The sequence below is a fragment of the Aeromonas sp. MaB10011B genome (genome assembly GCF_017939325.1).
Classification (GTDB): Bacteria; Pseudomonadota; Gammaproteobacteria; order Enterobacterales; family Aeromonadaceae; genus Aeromonas; species Aeromonas caviae.
The window spans coordinates 23,937-37,372 of sequence record NZ_JAGKRK010000008.1 but is presented as its reverse complement, the minus strand read 5'-3'; the positions used below and the strand labels follow the sequence as shown (position 1 = coordinate 37,372).

11 protein-coding genes are annotated in these 13,436 nt (G+C 61.7%); 2 read left to right on the top strand and 9 right to left on the bottom strand.

The genetic code is table 11. From position 1 onward, the window contains the following. The first annotated feature begins 99 nt into the window (after positions 1-99). Positions 100-531, top strand: coding sequence for a universal stress protein (locus J9893_RS03025; protein ID WP_210600873.1), 432 nt, complete (start codon positions 100-102; stop codon positions 529-531). A gap of 169 nt (positions 532-700) precedes the next feature. Here the strand turns inward: J9893_RS03025 and J9893_RS03020 are convergent, their stop codons facing one another. The 6 genes from J9893_RS03020 to gpt form a co-directional block, all read right to left on the bottom strand. After that, positions 701-1,336, bottom strand: a complete 636-nt coding sequence (locus J9893_RS03020) for a murein L,D-transpeptidase catalytic domain family protein (protein WP_113068899.1) — start codon at positions 1,334-1,336, stop codon at positions 701-703. 157 nt (positions 1,337-1,493) lie between these two features. Beyond that, the gene (locus J9893_RS03015) at positions 1,494-2,750 is read right to left on the bottom strand and encodes a glutamate-5-semialdehyde dehydrogenase (RefSeq protein ID WP_262512438.1); all 1,257 of its coding nucleotides are present in this window, start codon (positions 2,748-2,750) and stop codon (positions 1,494-1,496) included. Between the two features lie 32 nt (positions 2,751-2,782). Then, positions 2,783-3,886 carry a glutamate 5-kinase gene (proB, locus tag J9893_RS03010; RefSeq protein WP_048207022.1) on the bottom strand — a complete coding sequence of 368 codons (1,104 nt, stop codon included), beginning with the start codon at positions 3,884-3,886 and terminating at the stop codon, positions 2,783-2,785. A gap of 145 nt (positions 3,887-4,031) precedes the next feature. Continuing rightward, on the bottom strand, positions 4,032-4,424 hold the full coding sequence (gene crl, locus J9893_RS03005) for a sigma factor-binding protein Crl (protein WP_124812843.1): 393 nt from the start codon (positions 4,422-4,424) through the stop codon (positions 4,032-4,034). Between the two features lie 62 nt (positions 4,425-4,486). Beyond that, on the bottom strand, positions 4,487-5,755 hold the full coding sequence (gene frsA / locus J9893_RS03000; protein ID WP_041215706.1) for an esterase FrsA: 1,269 nt from the start codon (positions 5,753-5,755) through the stop codon (positions 4,487-4,489). A gap of 174 nt (positions 5,756-5,929) precedes the next feature. Further along, positions 5,930-6,397, bottom strand: coding sequence for a xanthine phosphoribosyltransferase (gene gpt / locus J9893_RS02995; protein WP_039040347.1), 468 nt, complete (start codon positions 6,395-6,397; stop codon positions 5,930-5,932). Between the two features lie 926 nt (positions 6,398-7,323). Here gpt and J9893_RS02990 point away from each other — a divergent pair. Continuing rightward, on the top strand, positions 7,324-8,775 hold the full coding sequence (locus J9893_RS02990; protein WP_039040348.1) for an aminoacyl-histidine dipeptidase: 1,452 nt from the start codon (positions 7,324-7,326) through the stop codon (positions 8,773-8,775). A 629-nt stretch (positions 8,776-9,404) separates the two neighbouring features. Here the strand turns inward: J9893_RS02990 and J9893_RS02985 are convergent. The 3 genes from J9893_RS02985 to J9893_RS02975 form a co-directional block, all read right to left on the bottom strand. Continuing rightward, positions 9,405-10,406 (bottom strand): dipeptide ABC transporter ATP-binding protein, encoded by a 1,002-nt coding sequence (locus tag J9893_RS02985; RefSeq protein ID WP_210600872.1) that lies wholly within the window; start codon positions 10,404-10,406, stop codon positions 9,405-9,407. Positions 10,407-10,500: 94 nt separating this feature from the next. Continuing rightward, positions 10,501-11,538: an ABC transporter ATP-binding protein gene (locus J9893_RS02980; RefSeq protein WP_043154298.1), complete on the bottom strand. Its 1,038-nt coding sequence runs from the start codon at positions 11,536-11,538 to the stop codon at positions 10,501-10,503. 25 nt (positions 11,539-11,563) lie between these two features. Next, a complete protein-coding gene (locus J9893_RS02975) occupies positions 11,564-13,381 on the bottom strand; it encodes an extracellular solute-binding protein (RefSeq protein WP_210600871.1) in 1,818 nt (605 codons plus the stop codon). Between the last annotated feature and the right edge of the window lie 55 nt (positions 13,382-13,436).

Below are 13,436 nucleotides of genomic sequence, written 5' to 3'. Positions count from 1 at the left end.
ATTTTCCCCATTTTGCGAGCGGGTCGAGGGTTATTGTCGCCCCACAGCGTATCATGGCAAACAAGATTCATTAGTAGCCCAACTTGAGGGGAGATTCTCATGCCAACCATCAAATCCCTGCTCTGCCCCGTCGATTTCTCCGAGATGTCCAGAGCGGTACTCGACTACGCCGTCTTCATGGCCAACACCCACCAGGCCGAGCTCAAACTGGTCCACGTGGTGGATCAGCTGCACGGCTTCGACAGCTACAAGATCCTGCACATGACGGCCATCGAGATCACCCACGAGATGGAACGCCAGGCCAAGTGTCAGCTCAAGGAACTGGTCGCCTGCCTGCCCATTCCGGCCAAATTCGAGGTCCGTTTTGGCCGCGCCGCCGATGAAATCGTCCTCCAGGCGAAGGAAGACAAGGTGGATCTCGTGGTCATGGGCAGCCATGGCCGCTCCGGCATCACCCACCTGCTGGTGGGCAGCGTGGCGGAATCCGTGGTGCGCCACGCTGCCTGCCCTGTGCTGGTGGTCCGCAAATAATCCCCGCCTGATGCGCCAAGGCCAGCATATGCTGGCCTTTTTGCTGTTCATTGCCATGGGATGCTCATCTCAGAACCGGTGCACGAGGGATAACGAGAGGTCGTCGGCAAGGTAGAACGCCGCCCACCAGTCCTGGTGACGCCCTCGCAGCAGGCTCGCGGGCAGGGTCTCAGCCATGGGCATAGATGACGCTCCCTCCCTTGATGGTGTCGATAATGGCCCTGGACTGCTCCCTTGGCAGGGCCGGGCATCCCCAGCTGCGCCCCAGCTTGTCAAACTTCTGCAGATGCCTGGGGCTGGCATAATCCGCCCCGTGCACCACGATGGCGCGCTTGCGGGCATTGCTGTTCTTGCCGGGACTGAGGCCGTCGAGACGCAGGGAGTAACCGTGCTTGCCCTGATAGGTCTCGGCGGTGCGGTAGACCCCCAGGGAACTTTGCCGGGAATTCATCTGATTGGAGAACTGGCGGGCGGCCAGCTCCCCCGAATTGCGGCCGTGGCTGACCCAGGTGTGGTAGAGCAGCTTGTGGCGCTTGACGTCGATGACGAACAGCCGGCGCATGGTCGAGGGCTTGCTGTAGTCGATGATGGTGAGAATGGGTTTTCGCTTGTGGCGCACGCTCTGGTAACCGTCCAGGGCCTTGCGAAACACGCGGCTGTCGAGCTTGCCGGCCAGCTCGAGCTGACGATAGAGATCCTGGTCCCAGCTGGCGTGGCTGGCGCCGCTAAAACAGAGCGCCCCCAGCAGCAGTGGCAGGCTCAGCCAGAGGCTGCCCCACCACGCACTCCTATCCTGTCCCTTCATCCCTTGAAGTTGCTCCCCTTGCTGTCGCTGGCCTGATGCCCCGGGTGACACCGCATCCTGCTGGATAGTTATATGCAAGCCATTGATTACGAGCAATAAAAAAGCACAAAAATGCCGACCTGAGTCGGCATTGTCCTGCTTGCTGAGCGTGCCTGGATCAGGCACGGCTGAGATAATCCGCCTGCCCCACCCACTTGTAGCTGGTGAGTTCGGTCAGCCCCATGGGGCCACGGGCGTGAAGCATCTGGGTCGAGACCGCCACCTCGGCCCCGAGGCCAAACTGGCCGCCGTCGGTGAAGCGGGTGGAGGCGTTGACATAGACCGCCGCCGAACCGGCCCCGTTGACGAAACGCTCGGCATTGGCGAGGGAGTTGGTCAGGATGGCATCGGAGTGGCCGGCGTTGTGCTCGCGCATATGGGCCAGCGCCTCGTTGACGTCCGCCACCACCTTGACCCCCAGGGTCAGCCCCAGCCACTCGGTGTCGAAATCTTCCGGCCCCGCGTCGCACAGGTTGTCGCTGCCAGCCAGCAGCGCCATGGCATTGGGCGCGCCCACCAGGGTCACCTTGCGCTCGTTCATCAAAGCCACTAGTTGCGGCAGCAAGGTGGCCGCCACCTTCTCGTGTACCAGCAGGGTATCGAGGGCGTTGCAGGCGGAGGGGCGCTGCACCTTGGCGTTCTCGATGACCGCCAGGGAACGCGCCAGATCGGCGCTCTCGTCCACGAAGATATGGCTGATACCGAACCCGCCGATGATGACGGGGATGGAGCTGTTCTCCTTGCACATCTTGTGAAGACCCGCGCCACCGCGGGGGATGATCATGTCCACGTAGCGGTCGAGGCGCAGCAACTCGGCCACCAGCGCCCTGTCCGGGTTGTCGATGTACTGCACCGCCGCCTCGGGCAGGCCGGACGCCGCCAGGGCATGCTGGATCACCCGCACCAGCTCCAGGTTGGAGTGGAAGGTCTCGCGACCACCGCGCAGAATGCTGGCGTTGCCGGTCTTGAGGCAGAGGCTGGCGATGTCGATGGTGACATTGGGGCGCGCCTCGTAGATGACGCCGATGACCCCGATGGGCACCCGGCGACGGGAGAGGCGCAGGCCATTCTCCAGCACCCGGCTGTCGATTTCGGCCCCGACCGGATCGTCCAGGGTGATCACCTTGCGCACATCCGCCACTATGCCGGCAAGGCGCGCCGGGTTGAGCAGCAGGCGATCCAGCATGGCTTCCGTGAGCCCCGCCTCGCGCCCGGCGGCAATGTCTTTCTCGTTGGCCGCCAGGATCTGGGCACTGCGTGCTTCCAGTTCATCGGCGATGGCCGCCAGCGCCCGGTTCTTCTGTGCCGTGCTGACGGTGGCCAGTTGATAGGCGGCTTCACGGGCCGCCTGCCCCATTTTCTCCAGACTCATCACAGTTCCCTTTTGTTCATGCGGTGCCGCCCTGTTCAGAGCAGCACCATGTCATCACGGTGGATGGCTACGGCCCCATAGCCGTAACCCAATACCTGTTCAATCTGATCCGAGTGGACACCCCGCAGCCGATCCAGCTCCAGATGGTCGTAACGGCAAATGCCGCGAGCCAGCTCACTCCCCTTGGGATCCAGGATTCGCACCACGTCGCCACGCACGAAATCTCCCTTCACTGCGACGATGCCCTTGGGCAGCAGGCTGGAGCCCTTCTCCTGCATGGCGGCCACGGCCCCCTGATCCACCTGCACTTCGCCGTGAGGAGGGGGCCCTGCCAGGATCCAGCTCTTGCGCCCTTCCAGGGGGGATGCCAGGGCCGGGAACAGGGTCCCCACCCGCTCCCCGGCGGCGAGGCGGCCGATCACTTCCGGGATCTGGCCGGTGGCAATCACCACGTCCACCCCGGCGCGGCGTGCCACGTCGGCGGCCTGCAACTTGGTGGCCATGCCACCGGTGCCAAGGCCGCTCACGCTGTCACCGGCAAGGGAGCGCAGAGTGTCATCTATGGTCTGCACCTCTTCGATGAGCTGGGCATCCGGGTTGGTGCGCGGGTCGGCGGTGAAGAGCCCCTTCTGATCCGTGAGCAGGACCAGCAAGTCCGCATCCGCCAGGATGGCGGCACGGGCGGAGAGGTTGTCGTTGTCCCCCACCTTGATCTCGGCGGTGGCCACGGCGTCATTCTCGTTGATGACGGGGATGATGCGGTGATCGAGCAGGGTGCGCAGGGTGTCGCGGGCATTGAGGTAGCGCTCCCTGTCTTCCAGGTCGGCGCGGGTCAGCAGCATCTGGCCGATGTGCAGCCCGTAGAGGTTGAACAGGTCCTGCCATACCCGGATGAGCTGGGTCTGGCCCACCGCAGCCAGCATCTGTTTGTTCGGCAGGGTAGGCGCCAGCGGAGGGTGACCCAGATGCTCACGACCGGCGGCGATGGCCCCCGACGTGACCAGCACGACACGGTGCCCGTGTCGATGCAAGGCGGCACATTGTCTGACCAGCTCGACCATGTGGGCACGGTTGAGGCGGGCAGATCCCCCGGTGAGCACGCTGGTGCCCAGTTTGACGACTATGGTTCTGTTTTCCATGGGAACGAAGGGTTAGAAAAGTAAGGAATCCCTTTATACCCACGGCCCCCCTGCCCTGCAAGGCAATTAAGCCTCGCCAGGCAGTTGCGGGCTCGGTGACAAAGCATCGGGGTACCCCGCACCGGGAAGATGCGGGGCTTGGGGATCAGGCTGCCGTCACGCTCAGTTCGGCGGTTACCTGCTTCGCGGGGGAGAGGGTGCACTCCAGCTGGGTCAATTTGCCGCTGATGAGCTTGTAGAAATGTTGCAGGGTGCGTTCCACTTCCGCCTGATGCTTCTTGGGCAGCGCCTTGTCGATCCACTCCCCGTCCGCGTTGTAGAACCCCGTCTGATAGTGGTAGCTGAAGCTGTGATCCGCCTGCTCCAGCACCAGCCACCAGCCCCAGAACTCCCGCTTGTCCGGGGCAGGCTTGGCGCTGACGCAGACGGACAGGCAGTCAAAGCGGTAGCGGCCCTCCGCGCACAGGTCTTCACGCAAATAGGGGCCAATGGCCGCGAACTGCCGCAGCAATCGCTTGTAAGTCACTCTTTCTGACATGCTAACCTCCCTGTTGAACAAGCCATACCATCACATGGTGATGTTACATTTTTAGTTTTATATCATGTACATAAGTGCTTTTTGAGCCAATCTACCGTCTCTTTCAGTGCCTCGTCATAGACCTCGAGCAGTGGCTGCTTGTCAAACACCACCGCCTTGCCGTTGCGACTCGCAGCGGCCAATGCCCGGACATCCTGCTCGGGACAAATAAAATCTTTCTTGTGCCCGATACTCAATATCGGCACGGAAGTGCGACTCCCCAGCAATCCCTGGGTCTTGAGGGAGAAGACCTGACACTTGGTGCGCAGCAGATCCCACTGGGCCGCGTCCGCCCCCAGCCGGTTCGCCAGCCCGTCGCGCATCATGCGCGGGCAGCGGGCGAACATCTCCTGATTGGTGAACACCTGGTTGATGCCGGCACCGATGCAGACCACAGTCCGAAGCTTGAATGGCTCGACGAAGGCGAGACGGGCCGCCACATTGCCGGCGAGGCGGAACCCCACCATGGCGATGCGCTGGTGATCGACCCAGGCCACCTCCGAGAGGTAGTTGAGCACCGCCTGGTGCAGGCGGCTGGTGTCCTGCACCAGGGGCCAGTGCTCGGCATAGCCGGTGCCCGGCATGTCCAGGGAGAGCATCCCGATGCCGTGGGGCTCGAGACACTTGAAATAGAAGTTGAGGAAGTCCACCTGAAGCGAATCGATGCCACCACTGACGATGACCAGGGGCACAGGTTTCTCGGTGGTGGGCAGATGCAGGTAGCCCTGGATGGTCTTGCCCCGAAACGGGACCTGCAACTCCTTGAGGGGCACCTTGAACAGGCGTCCGGCCTCGCGATAGGCCATGTTGCCAAGCAACTGGGCCTGATCCGCCAGCTCGTCGTGCTTGAGGTGGGGGTAGCTTGCGATGGAGTAGTAGCGCACGGCCTTGAGCAGGCTCTTCAGCGCCGCGGCGCGATCCCCTTCCCCCAGCAGCGTCCTCCCCGTATTGAAATAATGGCCGGCGAGCTGGCTCCACTCATAGACCCAGTTGCCGGGCACATAGCCCTTGATGGTGTCCAGATAGCGTTCGTGACTGCGCTCCCCCTGCCCCATGGCGATGTGCGCCAGGGTCTGCTCCACCTCGACGGGATCGGCCCCCTGCCAGGCCCAGGTCGGTCTGCGCAGCAGGCGATACCAGCGGGGCGACAGGGCGCCATCGATGAAGCTGTCAGACAGTGCGCTGTCTTGCTCATCGACGGGGCTTGAGTTGGATACTTCCGAAGTTTCCAATACCTTTTTGACCCGGGTAAACAGCTTTTCCGTCAGATTGGTATCGTCGTTTGGTTCCAAAATGGTGGCTCTTCTGTCTCAAACAATGTCCCATCTTAACCACTTTTCACATCGAGCAGCCATACCAGAAACACATTGAGCCCCAAAAGGGGCTCAATATGGTCAACCTTGCATCACGACGGATCAGTCCGCTCCCGAATGCCGGGGAGTCACTGGTCGCGACCGGTGGGGCGATTACGCTTCGTCGCAGATCGGCTTGGCGAACTCCAGCGCCATGTCCCAGGGCTGTTCAATCCAGGTATCCTGCGGAATGGCGACTTCGAAGTCATCCACCAGGGGTTCGCCCATGGGCTTGGCGAAGATGGTGATGAACTTGGCTCTGGGGTAGAGCTCGCGGATCGCCTTGGCGGTGCCGCCGGTGTCAACCAGATCGTCCACCACCAGCCAGCCTTCGCCGTCACCTGCGGTGGTGGCAGCCTTCACCACCACCAGCTCGCGCTGGTTGTCGTGGTCATAGCTGGAGATGCAGAGGGTTTCGACATTGCGAATGCCAAGTTCGCGGGCCATCAGGGCCGCAGGCACCAGACCACCGCGACTGACGGCGATGATCCCTTTCCACTGGCTGACAGGCAGTTGACGACGGGCCAGACGGCGCGCTTCGCGTTGCAGGTTATCCCACGATACATAGAACTTTTTTGGCATGCTATCGATCTCAACGAGTTATAAAGCAATCACTTATGAGGCGAAACCCGGCAAAGAGACGGGTTCAGGTCAATTCTGGCACCCCGTTTCCCGAATTTTGCTTGCACTTTTTCGGCCTCGGGGCTGACGCCTCGGCGGCAAAAACGGATGCAATGCGAACAGGGATGGGGTGTAGCTGGCGGCCATCTCGGGTGGACTCCCGAGCTCGGGCCGGCTGTTGGGCCGGTATGATAGCACTCTTTATGGATAAATTGAGCGGCAAACGTATGCGAAAAACAGGAAATGTCCGCCATCTTCCGCTCTGTAGCCCTTTTGGGAAGGCTCCTGCGACACCGACAGGTTAGCCGTTTGACACACATTCCATGACATTCGGGCAAAAAAATAGCAGGGGGAGGAGAGGATCCTCACGCACCTGCTGCTGTTACCTGTGACGCCTGCGAGCCTTAACGGCGGGTGGCGTAGGGATTCGGGTAGTTGAAACCCTGGGTATAGAGAGACTGGGCAAACCAATAGGTTGAATTGCTGCCTGACATCATAAACTCCTGATTGCTTAACAAGTTACGTACCTTAATGCGGGTTCACATCCTTGAACTGACACTCGGTTCCATGGAGGCGCACTTGCTTTGCTTCGGTTCCCTGGAGGCATTGATTGTCATCCTGACAAGTGGGCTGGCCACGGCGGCTAATTTACCACCCGGCGCCAAAAAGACAATATTTTTGTGACCAGCATCACAAAATTGATGTTGTGCTGACACGAATAAGGCAGGCAGTGAAGTTCGCCATCCATGCTCCCTTTCCCAGCACAAGCAGAGCGTCATTTGCGCTGATCGCTCACATTTTTGCGTGATTGACTGTATTATCGTTATCCTCTTCCCCGGCCCGCAGAGTGGGGCCCGACATTTTCCATGCTGGTAAGGAGTCCCGACGTGGCACAGCTCAGTTCTCTGTCCCCCAAGTTGATTTGGCAATTCTTCGAGCAGATCTGCTCCATCCCCCACCCCTCCAAGCACGAAGCCCAACTGAGCGCCTGGATCGTCGCATGGGCCCAGGGAGAAGGCCTGGCGGTCAAGCAAGATGCCGTCGGCAACATCATCATCAAGAAACCGGCCACACCGGGGATGGAAAACCGCAAGGCCGTGGTGCTGCAAGCCCACATCGACATGGTGCCCCAGGCCAACGCCGACACCCAGCACGACTTCACCACCGATCCCATCGATGCCTACATCGACGGTGAATGGGTCACTGCCCGCGGTACCACCCTGGGTGCCGACAACGGCATGGGCATGGCGGGTTGCCTGGCCGTGCTGGCCGACAAGACCATCAAGCACGGTCCGCTGGAAGTGCTGCTGACCACCGACGAAGAGACCGGCATGACCGGCGCCTTCGGTCTGGAAGCGGGCTGGCTGGAAGGCGAGATCCTGCTCAATACCGACTCCGAAGAGGATGGCGAAGTCTACATGGGCTGCGCCGGCGGGGTGGATGCCAATATCCGCTTCCCTCTGGAGCGGGTCGCGGCCACCGAGGGTGAAGGTTTCGAGCTGCAGGTCAAGGGCCTGCGCGGCGGCCACTCCGGGGTCGACATCCATCGCGGCCGCGGCAACGCCAACAAGCTGCTGGTGCGTCTGCTCAAGGCCGCCGAACCGCTGGGGGTGCGCCTTGGCGATCTCAGTGGCGGCACCCTGCGCAACGCCATCCCCCGCGAGGCCCGTGCCAGCCTGCTGGTGCCCGCCGCCAGCGTGGCTGACTTCAAGGCCCTGGTGGACCGCTACGCCGGCATCTATCAGAGCGAGCTGGCCGCCACCGAGGCCAACCTCACCGTGCTGCTCACCGCCCGGGAGAAACCGGCCCAGCTCATGAGCGAGTCCCTGCAAAGCCGCCTGCTGGATGCCCTGATGGCCTGCCCGAACGGGGTGATGCGCATGAGCGACGCCATCCCGGGCGTGACCGAGACCTCCACCAACCTGGGTGTCATCAAGACACTCGAGGGGGAAGTCTATGTGCAGTGCCTGATCCGCTCCCTCATCGATTCCGGTCGCGAGAACATCGAGCAGATGACCCGCTCCCTGTTCACCCTGGCCGGCGCCAGCTGCGAGTTCACCGGCGCCTACCCGGGTTGGGCCCCGAACGTCGACTCACCGGTCATGGCGCTGGTGCGAAGCAGCTACCAGACCCTGTTTGGCGAGATGCCGAACGTCATGGTGATCCACGCAGGCCTCGAGTGCGGTCTGTTCAAGAGCGCCTACCCGGACTGGGACATGGTCTCCTTCGGCCCGACCATCCGTGGCGCCCACGCACCGGGGGAGAAGGTACACATCCCGGCGGTCGAGCGTTTCTGGCAACTGCTGGTTCACGTGCTGGAACATATCCCGGCCAAGTAAGCCAACTCACGACCATACCGATGCCCCGCCCCGTGCGGGGCATCTTTTTTGTGCTTCCTCCTCGGCCACCTCTCTCATATCCCCGATTCCACGCGCGGCCCTGGCTTGAAATCGTATCCATGAACAGGTCTGCATTTGAAAACCCTTTCCATGATTTATGTAAATTTACAACACAAAAAGTTGATCCAGCTCACATATGCCCCTAGGATCAGAACGTGACCAAGGTCACACAACCCATGAACCACAGAGAAACGAGGTCATCATATGTTCGAGAATCTGGCAGTGCTGTTCCACCTGAAGGGTGCAACCAGCAAGAAAGGTGCTGAAGAGAAAGACACTTATGCGCCTGCAACCCGCAATTACTACTTCCGTTATGGCGCCTGATATCGCCTGTCCGGAAGTTGAAATTAGCAACGTAATAAAACTACAAAACAACTCAGCAATCCACACAGCAGCCACCCCCATCGGGGCGCTGTCCTGCCCGGGCCAGAATTTCCACGGCCAAACCTGAACTCCAACCATGAAGATGGGGCCCGCAGGCCCCATTTTTTTATCCCGTTTCCGCCTTTATTGCGCCTCCTCGGTGCCACCTTGCAGCGATGCCGGTCGCGACGCGGCGGGCGCCGGCATCATATCGCCTTTCCCAGTGGCATCGCCTCCTGCACGGGCAAGGGGAAATGGCAGGCCACCTGATGCCCCTGCCCGCCGCACGCCTCAAGGGCGGGCGAGCGGGTGCGGCACAGATCCGTTGCATGGGGACAGCGCTGGTGAAAGTGGCAGCCACTCGGCGGCGAGATGGGGGACGGTACATCCCCCGTCAGCAGGATGCGCTGGCTGCGCCGCCGCGGATCCGGCACCGGAATGGCGGAGATGAGCGCCTGGGTATAGGGATGGCGCGGTGCCAGGTAGAGAGCCTGGGCCTCGGCCAGCTCGACGATCCGGCCCAGATACATCACCGCAATCCTGTCCGAGATGTGCTTGACCACCGACAGGTCATGGGCGATGAAGATGATGGCGAGGTTCATCTCCCGCTGCAGATTGAGCAGCAGGTTCACGATCTGGGACTGCACCGACACGTCGAGCGCCGACACCGCCTCGTCACACACCAGCAGTTTGGGCTTGAGGGCGATGGCGCGGGCGATGCCGATACGTTGGCGCTGGCCACCAGAGAACTCATGGGGGTAGCGATCCACCGCGCTGCCGGGCAAGCCGACTTTCTCCAGCAGCTCCTGCACCCATGTCCGGCGCTGTTCGGCGTTGCCCTTGCCGTGGATGATGAAAGGCTCCTCCAGGATCTGCCCAACCGTGTGGCGGCTGTTGAGGGATTCTGCGGGATCCTGGAACACGATCTGCATCTCCTGACGCAGGGATCGCATCTCCTTGGGCGAGAGGTGGGTGATGTCACGCCCCTCGAAGGTGATGGAGCCGGCGCTCGGCTCGAACAGCTTGAGCAACGAACGCCCCAGGGTGGACTTGCCGCATCCCGACTCCCCCACCAGGCCAAGGGTCTCCCCCTGCTTGAGATCAAAGCTGATGCCATCCACCGCGTAGACGGTGTATTGCTTGCGCAAGAAACCGCCACCCATCTTGAAATGCTGCTTTAAATTGCTTACCGACAACAAGCTGGTCATGACTTCCATCCCCGACGATTCATGGCAGCAGACGACCTGGTCGCCTTCCCGCCGCCTGGCTGCCCTGCGACACCCCGTCCCCGCACCAGGCCGTTCATAGGCTCACCTCCTTCCAGTGGTGGCAGGCCACCCCGTGGCGTTCGCTCAACTGCTCGGTCACCGGTATGGTCTCCACGCAAAGGGGCGTGGCATGGGGGCAGCGGTTGGAGAAACGGCACCCCGCCGGCATCTCGTGCAGGGCGGGCACCTGACCCTTGATGGTCTTGAGCAGGCTCTTTGGCACATCTTCCAGACGCGGGATCGAGGCCATCAGACCATGAGTATAGGGATGGCGCGGGTGGTCAAACAGTTCATAGATATCGGCCCGCTCCACCGCACGCCCGGCATACATCACCACCACCTCGTCGCACAGCTCCGCCACCACCCCGAGATCGTGGGTGATGAAGATGATGGCCATGCCGGTCTGGGCTTGCAGCTCCTTCATCAGATCCAGGATCTGGGCCTGGATGGTCACATCGAGCGCCGTGGTCGGCTCGTCGCAGATGAGCAGGGCCGGTTCGCAGGCCAGCGCCATGGCGATCATCACCCGCTGGCGCATGCCGCCGGAAAGATTGTGGGGATAAGCCGCGAAACGCTGGGCAGGCTCGGGGATCCCCACCTTCTTCAACATGGCGATGGCGGCGTCACGGCGCTGGGCCTTGCTGTAATCGGGGCGGTGGAGGCGAAACACCTCCATCAGCTGATCGCCGACCGTCTGCACCGGGTTGAGGGCCGTCATGGGCTCCTGAAAGATCATGGAGATACGGTTGCCACGCACCTTGTACATCTGCTCCGGCGGCAGATTGAGCAGCTCCTCCCCCTGAAAGCGGATGGAGCCCGCCACCACCTGACCGTGGGGCCTTGGCAGCAACCCCATGATGGCCAGCGAGGTGACGCTCTTGCCGCAGCCGGACTCGCCGACTATCCCCAGGGTTTTGCCCGGGGCGACCTGGAAGCTGACCCCGTCGAGCACCTTGATCTTGCCGTCGTCGACGGCGAACTCCACCTCGAGATCCCGCACCTCGAGGATGGGGGACAGAGACTGCCCCTCATGATCGCTGGTGCCGGGGGCGGTGGCCTGTGTGTTGGGCATGACTGCTGCTCCCTTCTGCGCCACATCAATGATGTGCATAGGTCTTGTCGATCAGGGTGATGGGGGCCAGCGCCTTGCCGTCAGCCTTGGCCTTCTGGGTCTCCTCCTTCACCTTGGGATCGATCCAGAGCAGGCCGCCACTGCTGTGGGGGTAGCCATCCATGGGCCAGTAGAGCAGATCCGGGGTGTTGCGGGTGGCGGGCACCTCCGGCAGCATCACATAGCGCCAGCTGCTGGCTCGCACGTAGTTGAGCTGGACGCCGGGCACGAAGATGGCGAGATCATAGATGCGCTGCTGGATCTGGTGGGAAAGCGCGGCCCGCTTGTCCATGTCGAACTCGACGTTGTAGGCGTCGATCAGGCTGTCGAGCTCTTTGTCAGCCACGTTGAACAGGTTGTTGGTCTGGGGCTTGTTGGCATTGTCGGAGTGGAAGGACTCCCAGTATTGCGGATAGAGACCGCCGCCCCCCCAGCCAAGCCAGGCCGCCTCGTGTTTCTTCTCAAGCATCACCTTGAAGCCGGTGGCGCCATCCACCAGATTAAGCTCCAGATCCAGGCCCGCCTTCTTGGCCTCTTCCTTGAGCACGGTCAGCCGCTTGGAGTGCTCCTGGCTGGTGTAGGTGAGGGCCAGGGTGAGCCGCTCTCCCTTGTCGTTTTGCAGGATGCCGTCCGGTCCCTGCTTGCCGTAGCCGCCCTTGGCGAAGAACTCCCGTGCCTTGGCGATGTCGTAGGCCCGCTCAGGGAGCGCGATGTCGGTGAAGGCCCCGAAGCCAGAGCCGAAGGTGGTAGCGCGGTCATAGTCGCCGTGCAGCACCGTCTCTATCATCTTGTCGATGTTGAAGGCGTGCTGGATGCCGAGCCGCACGTTGAGATCCGCCAGCTTGGGATTGGCCACGTTGAGGTGAACCCCCTGCCCCCCCTGCTTGGTATCGGTCATGGCCATCACCTTCTGCACGTATCCCTGCTTGTACTCCGGGGTGACCGCCTTCTCATGCCACCAGTTGGGCAGGATCATCTCGAAGGTGTCCAGCTCCCCCTTGAGGAAGTGGCGGAACGCGATGTTGTGGTCGCGGATCACCTGCACCTTGATGGTGTCGAGGTTGAACCTGTGCTGGTTGTAGCGATCGTCTTTTGCCCACCACTCCTTCTGCTTGCTGAAGGTGACGGATTTGCCCTTCTTCACGTCGCTCATCACGTAGGGGCCCGTGGTGGGTACCACGGCCCAGTTGTACTGCTTCACCCAGTTCGGGCCCATCTTGTAGTAGTGCTTGGGCTGGGGCCACAGTTCGGTGGTGTTGAGGAGATCGAGCTTGGCCTTGCGGCTGCCCGCCTTGACCAGGATGGTGTGGTCGTCAATCTTCTCCACCGCCACCACCTCGGTGGTGTAGTAGTTGTTGAACCAGGGGCCCTTGATGTCCTTGGAGCGCATCATCTCGTAGCCGAAGGTGTAGTCATCGGCGGTGACCGGCTTGCCGTCGGACCACTTGGCGCGCGGGTCGAGCTTGAAATAGACGGTCTGGCTGTCCGGCGCGATGGCCCAGGCATTCGCCAGGGCCGGAATGGGGTTGCCCGTGTTGGGATGGAAGCTGATGAGCCTCATCTGGTTGTCGAGGATGAAGGAACGGAACGAGCCGTTGGAATCCGGCCCCACGGTGCGAAACGTCAGCGGGAAGCTGTCGACGAAGAGATTGAGGTTGCCGCCGGGCAGCGCCTTGGGAGAGGCGAACACAGGGTCGGTGTCGTTGGTTTCCCACGTCAGATCCGCGGGCAGGCTGGCCGCCCACACCCAGGATCCGTTCAACAGCAGAAAGAGAGCACCTGTCCATTTGATTTTATTGTTCATGTTTGACTTCCTGGTCATGCCCCTGCACTGGGGGCGTCTTCATTAAGGGTCCTGT